This window comes from Pseudobdellovibrionaceae bacterium, assembly GCA_023954155.1.
Taxonomy (GTDB): Bacteria; Bdellovibrionota; Bdellovibrionia; order Bdellovibrionales; family UBA1609; genus JAMLIO01.
Genome location: JAMLIO010000001.1, coordinates 1 through 24,936 on the forward strand (window position 1 = coordinate 1; position 24,936 = coordinate 24,936).

The 24,936-nt window shown below is 40.3% G+C and carries 27 protein-coding genes and 1 other RNA gene; 13 read left to right on the forward strand and 15 right to left on the reverse strand.

All coding sequences use genetic code 11. The annotated features are described in order from the left end of the window. The first annotated feature begins 311 nt into the window (after window positions 1-311). Window positions 312-1,157: a hypothetical protein gene (locus M9899_00005; GenBank protein MCO5112535.1), complete on the forward strand. Its 846-nt coding sequence runs from the start codon at window positions 312-314 to the stop codon at window positions 1,155-1,157. A 117-nt stretch (window positions 1,158-1,274) separates the two neighbouring features. Here the strand turns inward: M9899_00005 and M9899_00010 are convergent, their stop codons facing one another. The 5 genes from M9899_00010 to ssrA all read right to left on the reverse strand — a co-directional run bounded on the left by M9899_00010 (window position 1,275) and on the right by ssrA (window position 3,734). Further along, window positions 1,275-1,559, reverse strand: a complete 285-nt coding sequence (locus tag M9899_00010) for a hypothetical protein (GenBank protein ID MCO5112536.1) — start codon at window positions 1,557-1,559, stop codon at window positions 1,275-1,277. A 73-nt stretch (window positions 1,560-1,632) separates the two neighbouring features. Further along, window positions 1,633-1,890, reverse strand: coding sequence for a hypothetical protein (locus M9899_00015; protein ID MCO5112537.1), 258 nt, complete (start codon window positions 1,888-1,890; stop codon window positions 1,633-1,635). A 363-nt stretch (window positions 1,891-2,253) separates the two neighbouring features. Beyond that, window positions 2,254-2,592 carry a DUF4087 domain-containing protein gene (locus M9899_00020; protein ID MCO5112538.1) on the reverse strand — a complete coding sequence of 113 codons (339 nt, stop codon included), beginning with the start codon at window positions 2,590-2,592 and terminating at the stop codon, window positions 2,254-2,256. Window positions 2,593-2,658: 66 nt separating this feature from the next. Next, window positions 2,659-3,237 (reverse strand): hypothetical protein, encoded by a 579-nt coding sequence (locus M9899_00025; GenBank protein ID MCO5112539.1) that lies wholly within the window; start codon window positions 3,235-3,237, stop codon window positions 2,659-2,661. A gap of 148 nt (window positions 3,238-3,385) precedes the next feature. Continuing rightward, window positions 3,386-3,734: a transfer-messenger RNA gene (gene ssrA / locus M9899_00030) on the reverse strand. Between the two features lie 185 nt (window positions 3,735-3,919). Between ssrA and M9899_00035 the strand changes: the two genes are divergently transcribed. From M9899_00035 to M9899_00050, 4 genes are all read left to right on the forward strand, one after another. Continuing rightward, entirely contained in the window at window positions 3,920-4,570 is a 651-nt protein-coding gene (locus M9899_00035) for a glutathione binding-like protein (protein MCO5112540.1), read from the forward strand. A gap of 342 nt (window positions 4,571-4,912) precedes the next feature. Next, complete coding sequence (locus M9899_00040; protein MCO5112541.1) at window positions 4,913-5,476, forward strand: manganese efflux pump MntP family protein; 564 nt, start codon at window positions 4,913-4,915, stop codon at window positions 5,474-5,476. A gap of 15 nt (window positions 5,477-5,491) precedes the next feature. Next, window positions 5,492-5,770: a PepSY domain-containing protein gene (locus M9899_00045; GenBank protein ID MCO5112542.1), complete on the forward strand. Its 279-nt coding sequence runs from the start codon at window positions 5,492-5,494 to the stop codon at window positions 5,768-5,770. A 47-nt stretch (window positions 5,771-5,817) separates the two neighbouring features. Further along, on the forward strand, window positions 5,818-6,192 hold the full coding sequence (locus tag M9899_00050; GenBank protein ID MCO5112543.1) for a cytochrome b/b6 domain-containing protein: 375 nt from the start codon (window positions 5,818-5,820) through the stop codon (window positions 6,190-6,192). A 134-nt stretch (window positions 6,193-6,326) separates the two neighbouring features. Here M9899_00050 and M9899_00055 read toward each other — a convergent pair whose 3' ends face one another. Continuing rightward, complete coding sequence (locus tag M9899_00055; GenBank protein MCO5112544.1) at window positions 6,327-6,728, reverse strand: thioredoxin domain-containing protein; 402 nt, start codon at window positions 6,726-6,728, stop codon at window positions 6,327-6,329. Window positions 6,729-6,758: 30 nt separating this feature from the next. Here M9899_00055 and M9899_00060 point away from each other — a divergent pair, with 30 nt between their 5' ends. The 3 genes from M9899_00060 (at window position 6,759) to M9899_00070 (ending at window position 8,726) form a co-directional block, all read left to right on the forward strand. After that, window positions 6,759-7,328, forward strand: a complete 570-nt coding sequence (locus M9899_00060; protein ID MCO5112545.1) for a DUF3365 domain-containing protein — start codon at window positions 6,759-6,761, stop codon at window positions 7,326-7,328. 21 nt (window positions 7,329-7,349) lie between these two features. Further along, window positions 7,350-7,859 carry a TlpA family protein disulfide reductase gene (locus tag M9899_00065; GenBank protein ID MCO5112546.1) on the forward strand — a complete coding sequence of 170 codons (510 nt, stop codon included), beginning with the start codon at window positions 7,350-7,352 and terminating at the stop codon, window positions 7,857-7,859. A gap of 450 nt (window positions 7,860-8,309) precedes the next feature. After that, on the forward strand, window positions 8,310-8,726 hold the full coding sequence (locus M9899_00070; GenBank protein ID MCO5112547.1) for a GFA family protein: 417 nt from the start codon (window positions 8,310-8,312) through the stop codon (window positions 8,724-8,726). Between the two features lie 18 nt (window positions 8,727-8,744). Here the strand turns inward: M9899_00070 and M9899_00075 are convergent, their stop codons facing one another. The 5 genes from M9899_00075 to arsC form a co-directional block, all read right to left on the reverse strand. Beyond that, a complete protein-coding gene (locus tag M9899_00075) occupies window positions 8,745-9,716 on the reverse strand; it encodes a hypothetical protein (protein MCO5112548.1) in 972 nt (323 codons plus the stop codon). Window positions 9,717-9,721: 5 nt separating this feature from the next. After that, a complete protein-coding gene (locus M9899_00080) occupies window positions 9,722-10,012 on the reverse strand; it encodes a hypothetical protein (protein MCO5112549.1) in 291 nt (96 codons plus the stop codon). Window positions 10,013-10,186: 174 nt separating this feature from the next. Further along, entirely contained in the window at window positions 10,187-10,723 is a 537-nt protein-coding gene (locus tag M9899_00085) for a GDYXXLXY domain-containing protein (protein MCO5112550.1), read from the reverse strand. Then, complete coding sequence (locus tag M9899_00090) at window positions 10,716-11,879, reverse strand: DUF2157 domain-containing protein (protein MCO5112551.1); 1,164 nt, start codon at window positions 11,877-11,879, stop codon at window positions 10,716-10,718. Before M9899_00090 ends, M9899_00085 begins: the two co-directional genes overlap by 8 nt. A gap of 130 nt (window positions 11,880-12,009) precedes the next feature. Continuing rightward, window positions 12,010-12,357 (reverse strand): arsenate reductase (glutaredoxin), encoded by a 348-nt coding sequence (arsC, locus tag M9899_00095; GenBank protein ID MCO5112552.1) that lies wholly within the window; start codon window positions 12,355-12,357, stop codon window positions 12,010-12,012. A gap of 104 nt (window positions 12,358-12,461) precedes the next feature. On the opposite strand from arsC, the gene M9899_00100 reads away from it, so the two are divergent. Further along, on the forward strand, window positions 12,462-13,892 hold the full coding sequence (locus M9899_00100) for a DKNYY domain-containing protein (GenBank protein ID MCO5112553.1): 1,431 nt from the start codon (window positions 12,462-12,464) through the stop codon (window positions 13,890-13,892). On the opposite strand, the gene arfB is transcribed toward M9899_00100, so the two are convergent. Beyond that, window positions 13,889-14,293 (reverse strand): aminoacyl-tRNA hydrolase, encoded by a 405-nt coding sequence (gene arfB, locus M9899_00105; protein MCO5112554.1) that lies wholly within the window; start codon window positions 14,291-14,293, stop codon window positions 13,889-13,891. The two genes, M9899_00100 and arfB, sit on opposite strands and share 4 nt — an antisense overlap. A 190-nt stretch (window positions 14,294-14,483) precedes the next feature. Between arfB and M9899_00110 the strand changes: the two genes are divergently transcribed. Both M9899_00110 and M9899_00115 read left to right on the forward strand, forming a co-directional pair. Further along, complete coding sequence (locus M9899_00110) at window positions 14,484-14,957, forward strand: hypothetical protein (GenBank protein MCO5112555.1); 474 nt, start codon at window positions 14,484-14,486, stop codon at window positions 14,955-14,957. Window positions 14,958-15,236: 279 nt separating this feature from the next. After that, window positions 15,237-17,114 carry a hypothetical protein gene (locus tag M9899_00115; protein MCO5112556.1) on the forward strand — a complete coding sequence of 626 codons (1,878 nt, stop codon included), beginning with the start codon at window positions 15,237-15,239 and terminating at the stop codon, window positions 17,112-17,114. A gap of 140 nt (window positions 17,115-17,254) precedes the next feature. On the opposite strand, the gene M9899_00120 is transcribed toward M9899_00115, so the two are convergent. From M9899_00120 to M9899_00130, 3 genes are read right to left on the reverse strand one after another with little or no spacing between them, the layout of a single operon-like run. Then, window positions 17,255-18,820 (reverse strand): PEP/pyruvate-binding domain-containing protein, encoded by a 1,566-nt coding sequence (locus M9899_00120; GenBank protein ID MCO5112557.1) that lies wholly within the window; start codon window positions 18,818-18,820, stop codon window positions 17,255-17,257. A 28-nt stretch (window positions 18,821-18,848) separates the two neighbouring features. Next, window positions 18,849-20,249 carry a hypothetical protein gene (locus M9899_00125; protein MCO5112558.1) on the reverse strand — a complete coding sequence of 467 codons (1,401 nt, stop codon included), beginning with the start codon at window positions 20,247-20,249 and terminating at the stop codon, window positions 18,849-18,851. A gap of 1 nt (window position 20,250) precedes the next feature. Continuing rightward, entirely contained in the window at window positions 20,251-22,062 is a 1,812-nt protein-coding gene (locus M9899_00130; GenBank protein ID MCO5112559.1) for a hypothetical protein, read from the reverse strand. A gap of 491 nt (window positions 22,063-22,553) precedes the next feature. On the opposite strand from M9899_00130, the gene M9899_00135 reads away from it, so the two are divergent. Both M9899_00135 and M9899_00140 read left to right on the forward strand, forming a co-directional pair. Next, the gene (locus M9899_00135; GenBank protein ID MCO5112560.1) at window positions 22,554-23,639 is read left to right on the forward strand and encodes a class A beta-lactamase-related serine hydrolase; all 1,086 of its coding nucleotides are present in this window, start codon (window positions 22,554-22,556) and stop codon (window positions 23,637-23,639) included. A gap of 198 nt (window positions 23,640-23,837) precedes the next feature. Further along, entirely contained in the window at window positions 23,838-24,755 is a 918-nt protein-coding gene (locus M9899_00140) for a hypothetical protein (protein ID MCO5112561.1), read from the forward strand. Window positions 24,756-24,936 lie beyond the last annotated feature (181 nt).

Below are 24,936 nucleotides of genomic sequence, written 5' to 3' on the forward strand. Positions count from 1 at the left end.
ATATTCCCCCCCCCCTGCTTGTATATCTTAATCTCATCAGAGGGTATGAGTGTCTGTCAATAAGAGGTCTTTACTCACGCAAAAGCTTTTGATTTTAGTGTAAACGCGACTTTAGTCCTCCATATGACTTCTTGGGAAGCGAAGTTAATTTTTTTACTTATACAAAATTCAAAAATCTTTTCTCAAAACTAGTCTTATCTCGTGCCCAAGTTACTTTGATATTTTAGTTTTGTTTTATAACATAAGCTCTATATTATTTATGAATCTATGAATCTGAGCAATTTACCATTTATGAAACAGGGAGATATAATATGAAGAAGTTTTTGATAGCGTTATCCTCATTATTGCTTTTAGGGGGATGCTTTGGTAGCAGCAATGGCAGAAGCAAGGATGGCATCAGTTATAAATACCGTATAAGTTCTCCTGACGCTCATGGGATAGCCACTATCACAAGTAACTTCAGACTCCAGTGGAATGAGGCTGAAGACGGAACGATTTCTGGCGTTTATATCAATGAAGATACAGAAGAAACACTTAATATTACTGGAACATCAGGTCCTTCTGGTCGCGCAATCACTGTGGGGCGCACCGAAGAGATCAGCGGTGTACTCTACTTTGTATTTACTCTTCCAGCTGGCGACTTAAGTGGTGAAATCAGTATCAGCGTTGAAACTTACGATTCTTCAGATCAACTCGTTGATTCTGATACAGTGGATGTTATTGCTGAGACCGATGGTATAGAAGACGACGGTGGTGATGGCGGAGATGGTGGCGACGACGGGGACCCTAGCGGTACAATAGTATATCAAAGTATCCATAATTGCACTAACGCTGGTACTGGCGGTGGGCCAAGTACTTATTCCGCCAATATTCGAGTTGAAATTACACCTGATGATACTGAGTTTGGTTTTTCAGGAAGCTTGATTTACAGTGATGATAGGCCCAGCAGCTTTACACTAAATTCAATACCTTTTGTTGCACATGACCACTGCTCCCCTCTTGAGACTTGTTTTAAACACACATCACAACACGACGAGTTTTGGCTTAATATGCTTGGAAACTTTGAAACAGGTGGATTTTATGTGAATTTAAATTATTTTAATGACGATTACTCAGTCAACATCACATGTTCTACAAAATTGCCTGAGGTTCCATAAGTAGTTCTAGTCCATTGATGGACTTAAGATTTTATAACACAACAATAAAGTCTAGCTTTTAATAAAAAACCCAGAATGTCTATTCTGGGTTTTTTTATTTATGCATAATATTTTACTTTATTCTTCAACAACGATCACCATGTCTTCAAGAGTGTATTTTAAAGAATTGGTGTTTCTTATCATTTCTTTTATATTGTTTTCAGAAAACTCAGGGGAAGAATAACTTTGAAGCCAATTTCTATAGTCTTCAACTTCTTGAGCAGAAACTACAAGCTTAACATCATCCGCTTTCATTTTATGAGCTTCAAGGGTCTTTTTGATTGTTGTTTTAAAATAAGCAAAGTTATGTAGCTTATAAGCAAATACATGAGGCACAACCTTAAACTCAAATCTTTCGACCATACATGCACCAAAACTTATCTCTGGTGGTGGAACCATGTTTATTCCAGTAAGATTAAGAGCTCTCCTCATGGATCTAGCCGCTGTACTGCAGTTGACACACGTAACCGTTTTTCTCTTGCTTTAAAGTATACGTAATCCCATCTTGATTATTTGCTGTGTATTCATCACAGTTACTCTTTGTCACCTGGCCACCTTTAATGATGACTTCTGCTGGATGTGAATCCACTTTTTCAAACCTTTCTGCAGCAACTAGTACCAAATCCTCTGGGCTTTGTGCAAAACAGTTTAAAGCTGAAAACACAGTGATGAATGTTAAAACCATGGCCTTCATAAAGACTCCTTATTTAAATTTATCTCTCTTAATCCCCCAAAATCTAGGCCGACGAATTAAGAAATAAAATACGACTTATAGGTCCTCTTTAAAGCAACGCCTGTGCCATAAGGTTGGAAAAACATACGCACCCGCCTCAGGAAAGAGACATATTTTGTCACCAGAGTCCTAATAACAAACAAAAACTGATTCTTCCTTTTTTTTGGTGAAAAAGAGGGGTGAATCCCAAAAGCGCTCGTGATTCTAAGTTTTCATGTTCTGGAGATGGGCTTTTATTGTTGTTATACTCTCTCTTGCTATAAAAAAACCCAATGTAGATGCATTGGGCTTATAAGAACACTTAAAGTATTTATTTACTTAGTTTTAAAGATTGGGGTCTTCCAGACAAACTTTTAAGTTTTTTACTGAACTTGAAACAATCTCTTTTACTAGTTGCCTCTTTACATCAAATGATCCCGTAATACATCCACACCAGTACCCATAATTACCGTTTGTTCGTACCATTTGCTCATCTGTCGGGTACGCTTCAATATCGCCCTTGGCTTGATATCCACCTTGCACGCTGATAATCCATTGTCCATCAGCATCATCAATCCAGTAGTTTGCAGGCGTTGGGTTCCAAATCCACCCACAACGAGTTACGTTTTTTGCGAAAACGGGGCTTGCTAAAGTTATGGTTAAAAATGCAATGAGTAATCTCATAAAAGCCTCCTAGTTATAAGCTTTCTATTTACGTTAGGGTTTGTTTATTGCTTGTAGTTGCTGAGGTCAAGAACCAGATACGCAAACCCTAAGAGCTTTTGCAGAATTGTTTAAAATCGCACAGATTTCAGCTCGCCAGCTTAGAGGAAAGTCTAAGCCATGGTTTAAGTTTTCTAGGATTTCTTTGGGATTGTAATCAATAACGACCTCTTGGCCTGTGCTTTGTCTTTTAAAACGAATCAGACTTGGGGCCAAATCTTTGTGTCCAAAGCTTAGTAGGTCCCTTCTTACAAAATTTCCTCCTAGCCCAGGAAACCCAAGGTCACCCCATGCCCCCGTAATATAGCTTATGATTTGTGATTTAGGGCCTGCTGCTCTTTCTAGTTCAGAGCCAAATTCAACCACAACATCCCCTCTGTGACATATATGATCTTCTGGGAACAATTCTAGGATCGCAGCCTCTACGGTTAAGAACGCTCCTGTACTGGCATGACAGGCGTGTCCCGCGAGCCTGTAGCAGTCCAGCAGTGATCTTTCGTACCTGTAAAGAGTTTCATCAGCAGCTAAAAATTCTGCAAAGGGGTCGTAAAGTTGGATCTTTCTTTTTTCGGCTAGCGCTTCGAGTGTGTCGGTGTTTTTATTCATAGGTCCCCCTATTAAATTACAGGGGCATCATAGACCTGATTTTGGACTTGGCAATAAAAATCTAAGTTACTTTTGGCAAGAGTTCATTCAAATCGCCAACCCTTTTCTGGCTGGCATCCCTCGTTCAGAAGTTGCTTATTGGTCGGATTGGTGGAGGCGGGGGGAGTCGAACCCCCGTCCGCAAGCGGTCCACATTAAGGCAAAGCTACATACTTAGTTTGTGGTTTATGACGGCTAGATAACGGGCACAAACACCCTTTATTTAGCCCTTCTCTGAAAAGTTTAAACCTGTACGTCCAGAGAAGCCGCAAAGGTCGAGGTCTCTAAAGTTGCGCCAAGTTTACACACGAAACCAAAGTGTAAGTTGACGAGCGGCTTATATTAAGCTGCTAATGCGTAATCGTTGCCAATTACAAAATGCACGTTTTTACGAGGTCCTCATGCGCCCCGGTATGCTCCTTAAGCTTCAGCACCCACGTCGAAGCCATTACGCCCCCAATTTAAAAAACTAAGGACATTCACCAAATCGCAAAATAACACACCCCTCCCCCAAAAGCTACCACAAGCCATCATCCTCAACTTGTGCTAATCTCACCCAAGCACTGCGAAGCTCAGTTTCAGGCTGTTAAATCCACCCCTATAAACATGAATTCGCGTTAAGACCCTAAACCCAGGAGGACTCATGTCTGCAAAACTCCAACTTTATTCCCTGGCCACACCCAACGGCCAAAAAGTCTCTATCGCCCTGGAAGAAATGGGCCTTGACTACGAAGCCCATCGCATTGACATCCTAAAGGGCGACCAATTTAAACCCGATTTTATTGCCATCAACCCGAACTCTAAAATCCCCGCCCTTGTGGATCCAGAAGGCGACAATGGCAAACCTCTTAATATTTTTGAGTCAGGGGCGATTCTTGTTTACCTCGCCGAAAAGTCAGGAAAGTTTTTACCTAAAGACCCCGCAGAGCGCTCAAAGACTTTACAATGGCTGTTCTTTCAAATGGGCGGAGCAGGCCCTATGTTTGGCCAATTTGGACACTTCTTTAAGTACGCCAAAGACAAGTGCGATCACCCCTACCCTTTAGAGCGATACAAAAATGAAAGCCAAAGACTTTTGCAAGTCATTGACACCCAATTAGAAAAAAACAAATTCATTGCTGGCGACGAACTCACGATTGCTGACATGGCTCTGGCACCTTGGATTGCTTGTCTTTCCAAGTTTTATAACGCGGATGAAATTTTAGAACTGAGTAAGTTTGAACACATCAACGCATGGATGGAAACCCTGTGGAGTCGCCCTGGATTTAAAAAAGGAGCGGAAGTTTGCGCTTAATGGATTTCTGTCTGCAACAGTAAATCCATATTCTTCTAAAACTTAGTGGTTCACACGACGTAGGGTTGTTCCAAAAACGAGTGAGCCACTTTCATCAGAGGATTTTAGTCTGTATTTTAAACCTTGTTGACAAAGTACGCCCCATCTCATTACTGTTAGAGACAGTTAGGGAGTAGTCAGTTGCCTCCGCGCAAAGGGTGTATCGACATAATGGGACAATAATCCCCGGTACCTCCACAAGAACCCTTCTTGTTGACGAGACTAGCACAGGTAATTTTACATTGCCGTGTAGTCTCGTACCACCACAGACCTCACGGCACATAAAACATGCAGTGAGAGCACATGATAGATTTTATTGAAGTTGTCACATTTAGCTTGGTCCTAAGCACAGACTCCTTTTCTGCGGCCTTAGCTATGGGAACTCGTCCCCATAAACTCAGTGACACTTTAAAATTCGCTTTTGCTTCTAGTGGAGCTGAAGTTTTAGTTCTACTTTTAGGCGCCCTTGCTGGAGCCAGCATTGTCACGCAATTTGATTTTATTGATCACTGGCTGTCCTTTGCCTTACTTGCAGTTGTTGCAGTTCACATGGCTTTTGAGGCGATCAAAGAATTACGCCAGGACAATAGCGCGAGCAAACCCAAAAAGTTTCATAACTTTTTTAAAATTCTTATCGTGTCTTTTGCAACCAGCTTGGACTCGTTTGTGGTGGGGGTCACTTTAGGGGTGCAAGAAAAATCCCTAACGCCTTTTATACTGTGTGTGGGAATCTGTGTCTTTGTCCTGACCCTCGTGGGAATGAAAATCTCAAAGACCACATCCGATAGTTTAGGTCCCATTTTTAGTCTTATTGGTTCGGGAATTTTATTACTCTTAGCATTTAAATTTTTAATTGAAGGTTTGTAAACAAAGGAGTCAAAAATGAAAACACAACTGGCCATCTTAGCTATGGTTTTATTCGCAGCCACATCGTGCACCAAAAAACATGGGCACACTCACTGCACAGACGAAGACCAAAGCACTTGGCAAGATCAAGAGGCTTTTCAGCAAAACCTCGTAGAGCAAGGTTACAGAATCAATGAATTCAAAGTGACTAAAGGCAACTGCTACGAGATTTATGGTTGGGATAAAGAGCAAAACAAAGTGGAAATCTATTTTAACCCCATTGATGGCTCTATCGTAAAACAAAAATCTCAGTGATGTCAGCGGCAAGATTAGCTCCCCTTTTTCGAGCTCTACATTGGGGCGTGGCTCTGACCATTTTGCTTAATGCTTATGTGCTTGAGGCGGGCGATCCGCCTCATAAGTATATAGGATACCTGTGCGTGGCACTTGTCGTTCTTAGGCTTGCGCTTTCTAAAAAAAGAACCGCAACCCACTACAACCCCAACGCCATTTACATCTATGGTTTGATTTGGCTTGCAATTTTTGGGTTAGGCCTTACAGGTTTTATGATGGGCCTTGATCGGTTTTGGGGAAACACCACTCTAGAGCAGATCCATGGCACCATCGCCAATGTCATCTTAGTTCTTGTGCTGATCCATTTAATAGGTGTGTTTTTTGATGCCTACAAACATAAACGCCGCACTTGGATGGTGATGATCACGGGGGACAAAGAGTAGCTATCACTGGCAACCGATAAACTTTCTATTGTAGAATCCGATTTAACGCAAAAACCCTACCACCTACGTCTAAATGTGGCACGAGGGTAACTACTATTACCTAAAGCAACACACCACCCAATCACAGACCTCTTTTACTGAGGAGCAGGAATCTCAAACAAGTCTGCTATGGCCTGTTCAAAGCCTTCCTCTTGGATTAAGCCTGTGTTCATGGCGGGCTCACCCTTTAGGGGAATGAATAAAATACTAGGGATACTGCGAATCTCGAAAATGGCGGCAAGCTCTGGGCTAGCTTCTGTATCTACTTTGTACACATCCACAAGTCCTTTATATTTTTCTGCCATGTCCTCAAGGATGGGCATTTGCATTCTGCATGGACCACACCAGTCGGCATAAAAATCAATAATCACTGGACGCTCGCCTGTGTAGTTCCATTCTTTATTTGTTTCATAATCAAAAATTTTTTCTTTAAATGTAGTCACATGCAAAACTTCCACGTCCACTCCTTGGTTACTCCACTCATTTAGGTGTTTCATTATAAATGACTTTCGGTTAATCTGAAAGCTATGAGATTTAAATTTTACATCTTTTTTGTTTCTAGCTTTTTAATTTTTGTCACTTCTCTAGGCTGTAGCAAAGACAGCGCAAGCACTCACAACCTCACAGCACCTGTGATCGAAAAATTAAGCTCTTTAAATGCCTTAAGAGAAGGGCTGGCGGCATCTATTGACGCTAATGCGCCCATTACTCCAGACACTTTTAAAACCACATGTATGCCCGTTGGAATGGAATACAAAAGGTGGTCAGACTCCCAGGGGTTTACGTCTAAACAGGTCTCCGACAAAAACCGCAATCCTTTACATTCCCCCAATGCCACTGAAGAAAAGATCATCGCCGAATTTCAAAATCAGAACACACTTAAACACAAGGTTGTGACCACTACCGAGGGAACTTTTGTTTATCATAGAATCAACGTCACCTCTGCTTGCCTGCACTGTCATGGCTCTAAAGACATGCGACCTGATTTTATTAAAACCAAGTACCCAAAAGACAAAGCCTATGATTATAAGGAAGGGGATTTTCGTGGCATATACTCTGTTTTTATCCCTAAAGTCTTACCCAAAACACAAAATTAACCCACAATAGTTTTAAACATTATGAACTTTAAAAACAAAAAAATCTTCAGTATTGACAACCTACTTTTTGTTATCGCCCTTCTGGTGATCGTTTTTATCATCATTCCTCGTGCATGGAAGAATTTCTTACTGCAAGGTCAAGAGGCTGCAAAGATTGTAAATCTCGTAAGCATTCACAACGAACCCTTAGAGATAACTCCTCCCTACGCACTCGTATTTTGGGCCACGTGGTGTAAACCCTGTGATATCGAACTGGGGCGCATTCAATCTATGATTGAAGAAAATAAAATTCCACAAAATAAAGTTATCGCGGTGGCTGTGGATGACCACCTCAAACCCATTTTAGAGGCCCAAGCAAAAAGAAATTACAGTTTCCCCATAGTATGGGATGAAGATCAGAGCTTAAGCTCAATGTACCAAGTCCAAGGCACACCCACCATTTTAGTCATTCAAAAGGACAACACCATAAAGTGGGCTACAACGGGACTGAGTCCACTTTTAAAATTAAGACTGCAAAGTTATCTGAATTAAAAACCTTACCCTTACAAAATAAAAAAAGGCGGCCCCTTTAAAGCCGCCAGTGTGTTAATTGCACCCTTCCGTTCCTAGAAGGGTGCCACGTTTATCATATATTAACATGGGCACCACCTCCTCTCTGACTTGAGAAAGTCAAACACAGTATAGGAGATATCGTTATTTTTTAAAAATCGTATTTTTTTGTTCTAGGATTAAGATTTTCTTATAGACAAATTCTGTCCCTATATCTCACAGATAAAATACTAATATCCCTTATAGATTTAAATTTAACTCTGGTTCGTGAAATAGAGGCTGTAAATAATATATCAAAAAATAATCTAATTTTTAGATAGGTCCTTTTATTTCAGTCCGCAGCAGAGCATCACCAAGAACTCTCTATTCATCAAACCTTTTGTCTACTATAATTAAATCTATTGTTTAAAAAAAAAATTTAAAGGAGACGTTATGACAAAAGAAGCTACAGGCACATGCCTATGTGGAAAGATCACTCTTAAAGCCAAACAAATGAACACCTCTCTGGGAGCGTGCCATTGTGCTACATGCAGAAAATGGACTGGTGGTCCTTTTTTAGCCGTGGACTGCGGTTCTAGCGTCAATGTGCAAGGTGAAGAGTTCTTAAGTGTTTACAATTCCTCAGACTGGGGTGAACGCGCTTTTTGCAAAAGCTGTGGAACAATTTTGTTTTTTAGATTGAAAGACCACAGCTTTTATTCTGTTTCTGCTGAACTGTTTAACGAACCCGAACTCAAGTTTGAAACACAAATCTTTATTGATAGCAAACCTGACTATTATGAATTTGCAAACCCTACTAAGAATATGACAGGCGAAGAGGTGTTTGCGGCTTTTGCACCTAAAAGCTAACAGCCCTTTAATCTATCCCTACGCTTCAACCGTGTAGTGGCAAGACTCACATACAAACTTGTAACCTATATTTTGGTAAATCTTATTGGAGGTGGGGTTAGAAAGATCAGTGTAAAGACAGACTTGCTTTTTCCCTTCAGCAAGCACAAGTTCCGTCAACCGAGCTGTCACTATAGAACCATACCCTTGGCCTCTGAAGGCCTTGGGAGTAAAAACCAAATTTACACTGCATGAGGTTTCAATGTCTCGGCCTTTAGATGCCATTGAAACAAGCTCTTGACCCTTTTCTAAAACATAAATCATGCCTTTAGAAATTCTAGCTTGAGCCACTTCATGTCCATCAATAGGCGGATCATGAGGAACTACCTCCTGATGGAAGTCCTCAATCCATGTCGCAAGAATAGGGATGTCTTTTTCTGTAGCCACACGAAATTGAGTCTGCTGCCAAACACCTAGCGTATGCGGTGACGGTGACGGTGACGGTGACGGTGACGGTGACGGTGACGGTGACGGTGACGGTGACGGTGACGGTGACGGTGACGGTGACGGTGACGGTGACGGTGACGGTGTGAAACCTACAGGCACTTCGACTTTACTGCAAGAATAAATTCCCTGTTTCATACTGCACTTAAATTTTACGCCTTGGGTTTCAAACATAAGGCGATAAACATCTGCCGTTTTTCGCTCTGCTACAATTCCGCTGATGCGAATTCCGCTTTTGCAAAATTCATCAAATAAAGTCTGTGCTACCTTCAAATCAGATACGGACGAAGGGAGGAAATTATAATTTGTAAGATATTGGCTTACGACCAACGTTCCCACACACTCTTGTCCCACAATCATTGCACTTTGATATACACAGTTTGTAGGGTCATCTTTAAAATGATATGAAAGCCCTACGCTCAGACTGTTCTCCGCTTCGCACCGCTTTAGAAAAGAACTGGCCTCGTCCCAAAACTCAAAAGCATTCTGATAAACTTTGTGGTGCATGGATTTTATTCTAATTCCAGATCAATATCGCAGCTATACTTTTCTAACTGCCTAGCGGTATCAAATAGATATTTACCCAATAAGTCTAGAAGTTCGACTTTACGATTTAAATCTTCCAACGACCAATGAGGACCGCTTTGAATTTCTTGAGCCAATTCTTGGTGTTTTTTAAAAGTCTCTACGTAATATGTAGACAAAACTTCACAGATCTCATCTGTCGTAGCGGCACTGTTTTTTGCCAAAGATGGCACAGAGGAAAATATTAAAAAGACACAAATCCAAAGTTTTTGTACCATCCAAGTATCCTACTCCTGATGAGATACACTATCAAAGCACGGTGTTTAAAGAGCGAAAGGAAAGGGTTTACCCCGCCAAACCAAGGCTACACCTCATTCAGTGACGTTAAAAATAACCACCTTTCAAAAATCGTGGTTATTTTTGATGTTTCCAAAAAAATACTGACTTTGCACTTACTCTTGATCTTGAGGAGCGGACTCTTTATGGTCTCGTTTCTTGCGAACCCATTCTTTAAAAGGAAGGTCTTCAATAAGCAGGTCTGTCACCATGCCTGTTCCATTTTTTTGTATGGTGACATTGATCTTTCCCTGGCCATCGCGGACAGCCATATCTAGGTCTTTGGCTAAATTTTCTGGAATATAAAACCTTTCTATACCCGCTTCAAATCTTCCATGTTTACAAATCCCTTTAAGATACAGATCACAGCCCTTGAGTTCCTTGGAGTTAGTTGTGAATTTTCTGTTTCCAGAAAGACATATAAATGCACTCTCATTCGTATTCCACATACGACAAATATGAGCAGGATCAATTTCATAGTCCACACGATAAGTAATATAATGTCCCGATAGAAGATCCCGAGGATCATATCCCAAAATTTTCAACGTGACCTTACCACCGCTTTCAATATTCAAATGATGTTTAATCACCATCCCTAATAAAACTAGAATTGGAAAAAGGATTCCCACAATTAAATATTTTGAATTATTCATTTAAAAGCCATCCTTGAACGCGTGTTGTAAATTTTGAACTTTGTTTGGTCCATAAATAAGCCAGTAAGAGAACCACAATCCCTGATGAGATCAATCCCAAGCCCGTAGTTGCCAAACCCCCTAATGCCTGAACGTAAAGGATAAAGATTCTGATGCCTATCAAGGCGACCACACAATTAAACGCTCTGGTGTATTTCAAAGAAATAAAATATAAGCCAAGCAGAACAAGCATCAACAAGGTAAAAAGGGCCGTCACCATAGACACCCAAGTAGCTACGGGCTCCAACGTGTACGCTGTGACATCTTTGGCAAGAACTACTGAATTAGACATATGAAACAAAAACATTAAAAGGTAAGTGAGTAAAAGAAAATATTTGAGTCGCTTTTGAATCAAGCCGTTATAAGTCGACTTATAAATGAGACCATACAACGCCAAAGCCGCGACTAATAATAGTGGCCAATGATCATTACTATGTAGACGGTAAGAGCCATAAGACTCAAGCGAAAACACACTAAGAAGAGATGAAAACATCAAACCCGCAGTATGAGCTTTTGCCCACACGGGAAGCTTGAGATACTTTGCCCCTTCGACCAGTGAAACAAAAATTAAAGTGATGGTCACAAACGTAAATGTATAGTCTAACCCCCAACCTTTGGCGTTTGTGAAAAGATCTATAAGTGTAACCAAAAGTCCAAGGGACCAAACCACTGGCAAAAAAATGGTTCTTGCATATCTCACCGTCGGGATGGTGATCAGAGTCCATAAGCCTAGTCCTTGAAATATCTCTCCTTTTAAATGATAAATTTGAGACGTCAGACCAATGGTCGCTAAACAGTGAATGGCAAAGATAAACAAGGCCGATTCAAAATAAGCAGGTTTATCTTTGGTGTAGAAGAAGTACACGCCATACCCAAAAGCACTTAAAAGCAAGAAGTTAAATACCAACTTTACTGTATCAGGGATCTCTGCCCAATTGGCCGCAATAACAGAAATGATCCCAAGTCCGATACAAAGAGCACCTAAGACAAGCACAGAAGTGAGAACCCACGACGCTTTCGGTTTCCCGTCTTCATAGTTCTTAATACCTAAGAGCTGATCCTCACTGATCAGACCCTTTTCCTTCCACTCTTGAAGTTGTTTGAATAGTTTGGACATGGATGTTCCTTAATTTGCTAATCTATTGGATCTCTTTACTATACAAAAAGCATATCCAAGTAAATCTACAGATTCCACTATTCCATCATCTTAACTCATCGCAACCACGAAAAACGGACCGTTAGTTTTCTTACAACAGTTCTTTGATCTTTTCGAGGGGGCGGCCGATGATGGCTTTGTTGTGGTGGATGACTATGGGACGCTCTAGAAGGTTTGGATGCTTGGCTAAGTTTTTGGCGATAACTGAGGCGTTTGAAAGATCAAACTTGAGTTCTTTGTATTTGTCCTCTTTTAGACGAACTAGGTCTTTGGGTTCGTCTTGCTGAAGTTGATCCATTAGGGTCAGCAATTCTTTTTCGGTTAAAGGCGTCTTTAAATACTCTACGACTTCAAACTTCACTTGAGCCTCTTCTAGCATTTTTAAAGCTTCACGGCTTTTACTACATTTAGGATTATGTAAAATTTTATAATTGCTCATGGTTTTCTCCTCTTTAGCTCCTGCTGTCACAAAACTTCCCGTATCTTAAAAATTTAGGTTAGACTTTAAGAGCAGTCTACTCTAAGATTTAGCATTGAGTAGTTATGAAGTATCTATTTTTTGCCCTTTTTATTTTTTCTATAATACCAAATGGATCCTACGCCTTTAGTCCAGCTCCAGCCGACTTTTACTACGCCAAGAATGGCAAAGTCTTTTTTGAAAATACAGAAACCACTGCTCACCTTGCAAGCTTTAGTGTTTTGCATCCCAGCGAATACTTTGCAAAAGATCAAGAGCATATTTATTTCAAAGGAAAAAGCATTCCCGATGTTTCTGCTGAAAACTTTAAGGCCACCTATGATCTAGTCGGAACTGATGGAAAAACTGTCATCCTGTTAGATCACACCAACCCATTGGGATATTCCGTTCAAACATTTCAAGACTTTAAAATACTCTCAGATCATTACTACGTCGGTGATGGTCAAATGTATTTTTTAAAGGTCAGAGAGCCTTATAATGGTTCTTTAAAGCGGGCCGAGCTTGTAGCCGTACCAAAAGTCACTCCTGAAAATTTTCTTCTGGTTTATAAAAAAACAGGGCAAGACATTTCTGATGTCTTTAATGTGATTGCCACTACAGATTCACACTTTATGGTCTGTGAACACTCTCATCCATTAAAAAAATCTCTGGGCCCCGTTCAAATTCTAAGCTCAGAAAAAGAAATTGGAACTTATTTTAGTGCCAACAAGCAGGTGTATTATGTGCATGGTTGCAAACTGACTTTGGTCAAAGATGCCACGCCTCAAAACTTTAAGATTCTTACTCCACTGATCGCCACCGATGGGAAACGTTTTCTTAAATACGGAGAACCCCTTGAGTTCACTTACAAAGGACAAGCTATCAAACCCAATGTGAAAGAGTTTCTCGTGATTGAAAAAGTATGGGGAAAATATCAAGATTCACTGTACTATATTTTTGAGGGACAGTTTCAAGAGTATAAGAATGTAGATTTTAAGACTTTTGAAATTTTAAGAAACTACTGCAAAGAGGGCATAGGCTGTATCCACTTGGCACAAGATTCACGACACTATTTTTATAGAAGCGGCCAAAGCCTGATCGACTCTGATGATGCCAATATCACCTATGTCATGCAAAAGTACCCCAATCATAGAAAAGCGGTGTACTTATATGGACTGCTCTTAGATAAGGTGGACCCTGATACTTATCGCTCTTTAGATTCTTCACGTTATGGAGTCGACGCAAACTCTTTGTATTACAATAATGTTCCCGTACAAGGAGCCGACATTAAAAGTCTTACGGTTTTAGATCATGGTTATGCTAAAGATCAATTCAGCGTGTACTTACATGGACGTAAGATCATCAGTGCTGACGCTTTTTCTTTCAAAAGACGTTTTGGAAAGTTCAGTGACCGCTCCACTTCAACCAAACAAAAGATCTGGGAAGACAAACGGTACTACTTTAATCAAGATGGCAAGATTGTGAGCAAGAAAACCCCACCTTCAGAACAGTCTTAAAGTTTGACCTTCTGCCTTGCCTTCTTAATTTCACCTCTTTGTTTTTTACTCTCTACCCGTTTGATCTGACTCGATTTAGTCGGTTTTGTTTTTTTGCGGGCCTTGGGTTTATGCAAAGCTTTTGCAATCAAAAATTGCAACTTCTCTAAACAGCGTGATTTGTTTCTCTCAAGGTCTCGAAATTCATCGCTCCTTAAGTACAACTCTCCTTTTTGATTGATATAAGAGTCTAGCTTTTCAAGAATTCTTATCTTTTGTTCTTCAGTGAAAGACTCGGAGCTTTCCACATGCCATGTCAGTTGCGCCGCAGAGCTGACCTTGTTCACATTTTGACCACCAGGGCCTCGACTTCTGGTTGCGACAAATTTGATCTCTTTAAGTTGTGGCAGTTGTGACACCATCTCTGTTCCCTCTAAGTCTACATTCTATCTCTTTTTTGTATCTGAACACATACGCACCCGAACTAGACTCTACTAAAGCTCAGTCATCGTCACGTTGACCAAACAAAAGTCGAGGGTTTACAATACGTTAAAGACTTCCGATAAAGGGTATTGAATGTAAACCCACACTTATCGAGTCAGGGAGGGACATATGAAATTTTTGATTCCTGTTTTGATGCTTGCGACATTATTCTCTCAACACAGTTTCGCCCAAGTGGTTGTAGAAGATGGTTTTAAATTTGGTACGCCCAGAGAAGGTGAAGAATTCGATGCTCCCGCCCAAAAGGCCACAGAATCTATTGACTGGCCTATTGATGACAATGAACTGCGAGTGACTGAAGTTAAATTTACAAAGAAAGCTAAAACCAAATGGCACCGCAATAAAGGACCTAAATACTTAATCACAACTGACGGTACTGGAGAGATTGAGTGGTACAACTCAGGTGGACAATTGCTATCTAAAAAAATTGGCAAATCAGGACGTGTTTACATCCCCGCCCACGTCTGTCATCGTCATGGATCAGATGGAAAGGTCCTCTCACAAATCGTAGTCACTACTGCCGAAACCAAATGGGATGAGTGCCATGAAGAATTCATTCCCCAAGGCGGCGGAGCGGGTAAATAACTCAAACTCACAGACAAATTTTGTCATTCCTAGCTTAAACCAAAGGCCGCAAAACGCTCAAAGGTGGCCTTGAGAACCTCTGTAAACCCCTGATTATTCCTCTCTTTTCGAATATGCTGCCCACTGACCACAGCTACAGGTGGGCACCCTTCTTGCTTTTAATCTCTTCAGAGCAAAATTATGGTAAGTAAGCGTATTCTAAATATATATAAATTATTTGTCCTTATCTGGGCTACACAGTTTGTAGCTATAGGGCCAAGCTACGCTTCTCGACAATGCTTGAAATACCTTGTTGATAATAAGAGCGGCATTAACATCACAGGTAACATCTCTATCTCTAGAACAGAGTCTCGATCTGAAGAGGCCTCTTTTACGGGTTTCGTAGATAAGTTTCATATTAAACCTGATCTCAGCCAGAGACTTCTAAGTCAATTGAGCCTTTTAAACGAACGTGGGTCTCGCGATAATTTAACAGAGTTCCGTGTAGAAGAAAAAGCCATCATTACAAATAAGAATGCAGCTACTTTTTTAAATGAAACAGGTAAAGACTTATCACTGACTTGGCAACTGCGTGATGTACCTCCTCCAGGAAAACAGTTTTTAACAGTGACTGCGTATGGTAAGACCTTTCAATTTGCCAACGAAGGTTTACAACCTATTGTAGGTAAACTTCGTATCCGCAAATACTACTCACATGATCCAAATGGACAAAATCTACAGTCCGTATTTCCCAATATTTCTGCTCTAGAACTTAAGCTATCCAACATTGGTCGATTTGATAATACAGGAAAAGCTATTGTTGTTGAAAACGGCGTGTTTAAACCACGGATTTATATTTCAGACTCCCAACTTGTTCAATTACTACAACTTGCCAGAGGTAAATTTGAAAGCCCCGAAGCCTTGCAAAAGCTGATCTCAGACATTGGGGAACTTAAAAATCCAGCCACACAACAAAACTTTAATAAACCTGAGCATGTCAAATATATGCTTGAAGCCTTAGAACTTTTGCAATCACAAGCTCCCAGATTATTAGAGACAGATAAAGTCATTGCTTACAACAGAAAGTCCTATTCGGCACTGGATAAAGAAGGCAACGAATACCAATTCACTTTAGATGAAAAGGTTCGCGTCTTTGCAGGCAATCCTAAAATTTTATGTTGTAATTTAGAGAAGTATCTCAGCGAAAAGCCTTTGGAAATCTTACCTAGAGACTATGTGTTTGCAGAACTTAAATCTCCGATTTCTGAGAAACTCCAATATAGCAAAACTTACACGGCACTTTACTCCACACTTATTCGCGAACACTTTGGCACATTAAACCAAGGAAAATACTCTTTGAGTGCCAAAAAAATCTCTACTATTTTTGAAGAGAACTCAAACAGCATCATCGAAGAACGTGGTGCGCTTCTATGGTTGATTCGTGGAGCCAGTTTTTTCCCTGAACCTCAGAACAGAAAAGGCATTGTGGAGCACGGGCAAGTTAAGATCGCCATCCCCTTTGAATATCAAACTCAAACTTATCGTATGGTGGTGGAATATAAGACTGTAGTCACTACTAATGCCAAACGCGAAGCCTATGCTGACAAAATTCAAATCGTCGACCACGCAGGTCGCAAAGTCGATCTTAAGGACAGTGATATTAAAGATGTCTTACGATCCTTCAGAGACTTTTCAGATAAAGAGCTTGCTGGCCTTATGATTGAGGGTGTTCCTATCACTATCAAACCTAAAATCACAGCCGATGAACTTAAGGCATATATTGACTTCTTTAATGACTTTTTCGTGAACTTTTCAAAGTCACCTAAAAACCCACGTGATCCAGAAATACTTCAACGCATTCACACATCTAAACAGCTCAGCTGGTATATCAAAAAAATGAAGCTCCAAAATTTTCTAGCCTACACTTGGTCAAGAATACACAGAATCACTATGGGAGCTGCTATTGGTGCCGCTGTGATTTGGTACTCTCCTTTTGCTGTCGAGAAGGCACCACCGCCACCACAACAGCAACCCATTGTTGAACAGTATATCATTGAGGTCAAAGAAGCCAATGGGGTGATCCGTTACTACGACACTCAAAAACAAGCGTTTGTCGAAAACGGCTCTTGGCCTTCACACTTCCAAGCCGTTCCTCTATCTGAAGTTCTTTTAGATTAAACACGGGTTTCCGCTCATGGAAACCGCAATACCTTTTTATTCAATAACGCAAAAAAATAAAGGCACCCTTTTAGGAGTGCCTTTTGTTTTTAAAACCAACATGAGTCTAAAAATCATGCTGGTTTGTTAAATACAATTTCTTATTTAATGATGTAAGGACGAGCTTGTTTAAATAAAACCACGTACTCATCATTATCATTCTTATCTACTTTAAACTCGATATCTAAAGCAAATAAGTCATTATCTTTACCCAACAAAGGTTTAAAGTAGGTTTCTGCTTTTAAGCTTAAGTTGTAGATGTCCATGATGTGAGCGTCTGTAAGAACAGGAATATCGCTTTCTTGTGAAAGGATGGTGATTGTATCTACATCTACTGTAGAGTTCCCCATTCTCACGATTTCAGGTTGACCTGCTTTATTTGGAACTACGGCTCTTCTTTCTGGAAGCACACCTTCTGCTGGGTTTTCAACACTGTGTTCGTCGCCTCTTTGGGCTTCGATATACACACCTGCTAAGTCCCCTTTTTCATCAGCAATGTTTTTTGTAACCACAACACCACTTGCTAACTCATCATTAAAAGAAGGGTTGACCTGAATGCCCATATACACTTCGGAATGATCAATACCATAAAGCTGTCTTTCATCATAAGCTCTTCTGTTCCAGATAGAAGCCCAGACGGTTTTGATCGCTTCTTCAAGTTCAACTAACTTATCTTCTTTGCTTCTTTCTTTGCCTTTTTTATTGTAAGGCTTGTAACTTTTTGAAGTGTAAAGACCTGCACCACTGAAATTTGGAAGATCTTCGGCGTTGGTAGAGCTTCTAAACTTTAAGTTTCTTAAATTCCCTTTTGTATTACGAAAGGTTTCAGCTTTAGCCAAAATCAATTCTAAAGATTTAACATCCATTGGAAACTCAGGTGACATGATCATAGCTTGTAGCTCTTCTAATTTTTCATTTCTATAAAGAGCTTCTTCTGCCGTGTTTAATCTCTTGTCTGTTAAGATCGCACTGATAGCATCTTTGATTTTAGGATTTTGATCTAAAAATTGATTGTAGTAATAAAAAGGAATAGCAAAACCAGGACGAACCACATCGCTACCCATAGCTTTTAAAAGTTCAGCATAGTTGGCGGCTTTTGATCCTACTTTATCGTGATCTTTCCAGCCAATGTCAGCATGATCAACAATCTTGTTAAATGACAAGTCTGCCACGATCTCTACTTTTTCTAAAGCGGCCACTTCAGCAGAACATCTTGCATCGCTAGGAGTAGTTTTCTCAAGAACAAGCTCACGGCTCTCTCTTAACACTTTAATAAAAACAAAATCTCCGTTTTGAATAGTGGGGAAACACACTTCTAAAGCGGCTTCAAGATCACCACCACTGTTTGCAACACAGTCTGCGCCAGAAATATCGGCATTAGGAATGCCCCAATCCTTGGCTTTAATAGCAATATGAGAACTTCTAGGCTGTTTCACCAATGTGATCACACCAGAAACTGTAGAAAGTTCTGCTGGGAAGAAGGTGAACACAGGCACAGAGCTAAGGTTAAGAGCCTTAAACTCATTAGAAGATTCTGAAGTGACAAGAGTCAAATAACCACAACGCTCGCCTTCATTAAAGATGTCGCGCTTTCCACCGCTTATGACTTCTGCATAGGCAGAGCCCGTAAAGCTTAAAACTAATAGTGCTACAAACAATTTTTTCATTTTTTTTCTCTCCTTAGAAAATATAATTTTAATCCATTTTATCTAAAATATGATTGAACAAACTGATGGCTGAAGATCTGAGTGTGTCGTCTAACATGCCATCCATGTGTGAATCGACTTGTTTCCATTTCTCTACGTAAGGGTCATAGGCTGCTTTAATGTTGCCCATGATTTCAGATAACATGTCGTCATATAAAACTTCATAGTCATCAAAGTCAGAAGGAACCTCTGAAGCGGATACAATGGATGAGCTTGCTAACATTCCTTCCATATAAAGAATATTTTGAATAAGAACCGTAAGGTCACCAATGTTTGTGCTGTTAATCGCGTTTTGATCAATATAGGCTCTTACTTTTTGAAATAAGAATGCAGAGGCGGTCAGTGTATATGCGTAGCCTAAATACTTCTCACCCAATTTCACAGCATCCGTAGGTAAAGCATTTCTTACAGTAAGTAGTTCTTGTGAATACGCCACCAAATCCTCTAAAGCAGGGCTCTTCTTATCAATACGTGCTAGGGCCACAGGTGTGATCTTGGCTTTTTTAGCCACATAGTTGATGTCCGCAACTCCACGCGAGAAGTAACTTAGAATCAAATTTTTGATCTCTACAAGTTCTGGATTGGATTTTTGTTTTAAGTAGTTATCAATCAAACCTACGATTTCAGGAGTCAATTGATTATGAATACTGTCTCTGATGAATTTGATTTGTTTGACTTGTTGTGAACTCACGGTGTGACTCTTTGAACCACCAGGACCATAAGTCTCATATAGAGAAGTGGCCTTGTCGCGAATTCTTGTGAAGTTGTTAGACTCTACTAATGAGCTGGAGTTTACCAGTCTTGCTAAAAGCAAAAAATCTATTTCTGATGGTGCTACTGAAATAAAAAAGTCTACAAACTCTTGGGCATATTGAATTTCAAATTCTGCACCCGCAACACCTCTTAAAGCAAAACTTCTTGCAAGTTTTGAAGATGGGTTTTTAGCAATATAAAGCTTTTCTAGGTTCCAGTTCTGAACCATTTGTTTGGCTCTGGCAAAAACCTGTGGATTCCCTTGGGCGACAGAAACCAACGCCTCTACCCCTTGATCTGAACTTAAGTTGGCAGCGTTCGCATCACCAAGCAAGGCTTCTGCTCTTAACTCATAGTAATTTGTTGCAAACAGGTTTCCAGTATAAATCCCATGCTCACGAAGTAAGTCTTGCGCCACTTTATTTCTGAAAGCCGATTGAAAAATAAATCCACCACCTGAACTGGCCCATTGGTTATATGAGATTCTTTTTGATCTCATTTGCATCATGTTTGGGCCAAAAGGACCTTTAGATTCTTTTTCAAGAGCTTGAAAGTAAGAGGCGATATCGGCGGCGTACGTGGGAACACTGAACGCCGACAAACATAAGACCATAAATAAACTATTTAATGCTCTCATCTTATCTGATCTCCGCTAAAATTTGTTGCTTTTCGCTTTCAAAAGCTTTTCCACCGCAGGCTTCTTGATTTGAAAATGGAGCACAACCTTTTGTTCTGCCAATCAGTCTTACAAATCTTTTGCTTAAGGATCTAGAGCCTCCACCATTTAAGCCAGAGTTGAACCCTTTGATTTTGTTAGATGTAAACATCTGAATCTTATCTTTTTCGTAGTTCTGTTCGTACAGTGGAAAACTGCCTTCAACAGTGTAGCTTGTTTTCACGCGTCCACGAGATCTTTCTGTAAAATAATCCTCTACAGTTTGAATTGAAATGGAAGGATTGATGATACGCAAACCACTCTTATCAAAAACATTTTTACCAAATAGTTTGGAGTAATAATCAATAAGATCCACACTGGCCTCTAAACCTTGTCCTTCTCTTTTGTCTAATCCTGAAGAGCCTTTAAGAGAGTAAGTGATGTAATAAGTTACACCCACAGCCACTGGGTTTCCTTCACCCGTAAGATCATAAATGTCGAAATCCGCAGAACTGTTACCAAACCAAAAGACTTTTTTCATCTTATCGTTTTCAACAGGCATACTTTGACGAAGTTCCCAAACATGTCCAATAGGAAGTCTTAAGCAACCATGGGATACTCCACCTCTTTTAACAGACCAGAAAGCAGCATGTGAACCAGGTATATTTAAAGCTTTCTTTTGTGATGAGTTAGGCCATAAACGCACTGCTGGGTTATGGAAACCGTTACCAACTCCTTCGTAATCCATTTTAGGTGCAAAACCATAATAGGGTTCGCTACGAATGTTATCTACTGCACTTCTAGAACCACCATCTGTGAAGTTGGCCAAACCTGCCGTCGCAAATTGATTGATTTTATGCTTGTACTTATCAGAAGTTGTCCCCTCAAGAGAACCTGTAGGGTAAATGGTAGTCACCTCAACATACGATAATGAACAGTCATTTAAACTGTTACAACTCTTAGCATCGACAAGTTGACCATTGTCAGCAAGAGTACGGATGTCATATTTACCATCTGTTACAGATTCAAAAAGTGCGTAGGTGGCTTTTACAAAACCTTCATCGCTAAGCACAGTAGCCTGATCAATAAGATTAGAAAGTTGAGACAATTCGGCATTGTTTAATTTTCTAGTAAGATTGATTCTTCCCATTAACATCTTATTCACTAAAACCATTGCTTCTTGAGTGCTAGATTTAGCAATACCAGAGTTCACAGTAGAAACGTTTTCGTCTCTCCATTTTAAGAACTCACGAGCAAGATCGATACGTACATCAAACGTACGTGCGGAGTTAAGTTGCTTTAAAGCTTTTAAACTCTCAGCATATAACTGTTCTTTTGTGATTTTTCTGGCATCAAAGTCTTCGACTGCATTTAAAACACCAGAGTTTAACACGGCATTAAAATTTTCTAAGTGAGGAAAGACCACCGCTTTACTGGGGCTAACATCAATATACTTGTCAGCGACAAGTTTATTGTAAAAGTCTTTACGAGTTTTAAGATCATAAAGATAATCATAAACGGTCTGCTCATCTAAAATCAGACTCACACGTGTTTGGTTTCCTCTTGAAACACGAATGTGTATGCGGTTGGGCTCTTGCACTCTGGGGATAAAACCCGTGTAAAAACTAGGATAATACCCATTCAGGGCTCCGTTTCCACCCGTCCAACTCACACCCCACACGGGTAACTGCTCGTTGTATTCTTCTACACTCATAGCCTGAGCCACATTGACTCCGCCTACGAGTATTGCGCTCGCACACATAAACACATACACCTTCTTGGCATAGCTCTTCATACTTTGATCTCCTGTTAATTTGGTCTTTTGAATGGGCCATTGTTATCCAAATGTGCGTAAAAAATCAGCAATAATCAGGGGGCGTAAAAATATTATAAAAGGAGTTTTACAGGATTTTCTTAAAAGCAAATAAACGGGTATATAGCCATAAGTTTTTGAAAAGAAGTAAAAACAAAACGGCTTAACTCTTGCAGAAAAAACTTGGCATGATGTCTCGGCCCCTTTAATTCCCATACAAAGGTCCGAAATTGTCTCCGTACAAAATTACACTAAAGTGGCCTTATTTCTTTGCCATGATCACCTCAAATGACCTTTAGAGGGTTGCGTCCTAGCAGGTCAGTACGCCAGTGGTATCTAAAGTTTTATCTTCTTTAAAATACACATCCTAATTTGTGTTTTTCTCTAAACACCACACCATAGTCTAGCCGTTTACGCTTAAGCGACCACCCAGACTCTTACGATAAGTCCCTATCACATCTAGGGGATTTACTATGTTGCGCTCAAAGCTTTTCTCTTCACTATGTATGGCTCTATTTTTAACTACACCTTTAATATTTGTAGGCTGCGGTGACAATCTCACACCTCAAGGCAGTCAAATAGAACAAGAGACTGGTTCAGACATCCCTGAAGATTCTGATGGCGACAACACTGGCTCTGATCGTGAAGAGCCCACAACCCCGACTGTAACTCTGGGCAGCCCAGAATCTGATCCCAACTTTGGTACTTTACCGAATGGCACCAAATTGACCTCCATCAAAGTCAGTGGCGTCGCTTTAAAGTTAATCACAGGTACAGGAAACACACTCACAAGTGCAAAATATCAAGAGTATCAGAAACTCAGATCCGCTTCAGAAACACAAGCTAACCATTTAGTGCAATGGACTTTTGCGAATTTAGAGACAGGTCAAATTTTAGCTCGCAGCGCTTCAGCTCATAAAAAATACTTTGGGGCTTCAAGTTCTAAGATTTTTGTGGGTGCCGCGCAACTGGATAAACATAAAGGTTCCATTACTGCAAAGCAGTTACAACAAATGGCGGACATGATTGTGGTGTCTTCTAATACGGCTTGGACTAATATGCAAAAAGACATCGGTGATGGAGATGCCAATAAAGGTCGTGAGCGCATTCATCAGTTCACCCAAAGAATGGGTTACACATTGACCCGTGGCTTTCAAGGTTATTGGGGAAGTGTACATGGCAATGAGCTTGTGCCAGACGAAACAGCCGAAATGCTTTTTGATACCTACCACAATCAATACCCAGGGGCCGAGACTTTATGGAAGATGATGTACACGTGCCGTACTGGTGCAAATCGTGGACTTAAATATATTCCAAAAAATATTTATGTAGGCGGAAAAACAGGAACTTACAGTGGACCGACCGAAAACCCTGAAACAGGTCGCAGTCACAACGTAAACATGAAAAATCATGTTCTGACCTTTAATATTCACGGCACCCAATATGGTCTTGTGATCTTTGCTAATAATGGATCTGATGAGTCTGTCGCCCTTTTAGCTGGCGGTTTAGTACAAGACACTTTGCTAAGTTCAAAAACCATGGCCTCACACATGTGGTGATCCCAGATGAACTGTTAAAGTCCTTGGATTATTATATGTGCACAGAACTAAAATCTGTTGCACGACATACACACCTTAACACGTTCAGTGTCTCTTAACGCTGTTTGCTGAGCCCATTTTTTTGTGCCTCTCGGAACCATCTTAAGTTATATCTGAGCGCAGATTTCTATTCTGTTTAAACTCTTGAAGGAGCGCTCTGTGATAACTACCAAAAGATTCATGCTTTTTATTTTGTTTTTTTCTTACACAAGCATAAACCATTTATCTATGGCCTTAGCCCAAGACACTCGTTCAGAACTTTTTTATCAAACCTATCAAGGTGAGCAGTTTATAGATGCGATCGTCAATTACAATCAATACAAACATGATGCTAGCCGTAGCAGCTCCTTGCCTGATTTTAATTACTCCGACATCTCTTTAAAGTTAGCCTATGAATATGGATTGCTAGATATGATTTCCGTGTACGGAAGCTTAAACCTTGGAAAAGAAAAGATAGATGACCTCTTTCAATTCAACGGATTAAGTTCTCTGAACCTGGGAGCCAAATATAGATTTAAATTTCAATCCAGTTCGTTCTTTTCAAGAATGAATTTGGGATTAGGAATCTGGGATAAGTTAGACTGTTCCGCAGGAGGTCCGACTACACCTGTAAAATGTAATCGTATCGATCAGAGCATCAATCTCAGTTTACTTGCTGGGTACATGTTTCAATTTGAAGAGGCCTATCTTGGTTTTTCTATCGAATCAGGGATTTTTTCTACAAAAGGAAAAACAGACCTTGCTGGTGGTAGTGAATTTAAAAAATCTCCTTCATCCATTGCTACTATTTTCTATGAGAAAATTCTTGGAGATTCCATCTGGGGTGGTTCTCTACAATATATCCGCTCTTCTTTTGGTGGGCACGAAGGAGACTCTTTGGCTTCAGGACTCTTCTTTAATAAGGATAGCGAATATGTGCAGTTCGCTAGAGTGAAAACCTACGCTCGCATCCCCATCCTCCCTGAGTTACACCTCTTAGGTGAGGTTCATTACAACTATATCCTCAAGCAAGACTCCTCAGATTTCGATGGAGGTTATGGCTTAGGTGCGAAAGCAGGGGTACGCTACTCCTTCTAGTCAGTAAGCATTGATCATTGCCACAATAGGGCTAAAATAGCTTTAAAGTTTTTCCTCTTTATTAGGTCGGGAATGTCAAAACGGCTTTTGCAACGGCTAAGCTAAAACATCTGTAAAGCTTCTCTTCTTTATTAGGTCTCACCACTTGGTGATTCACACTGCATCTTGTAGTTTCAAATTG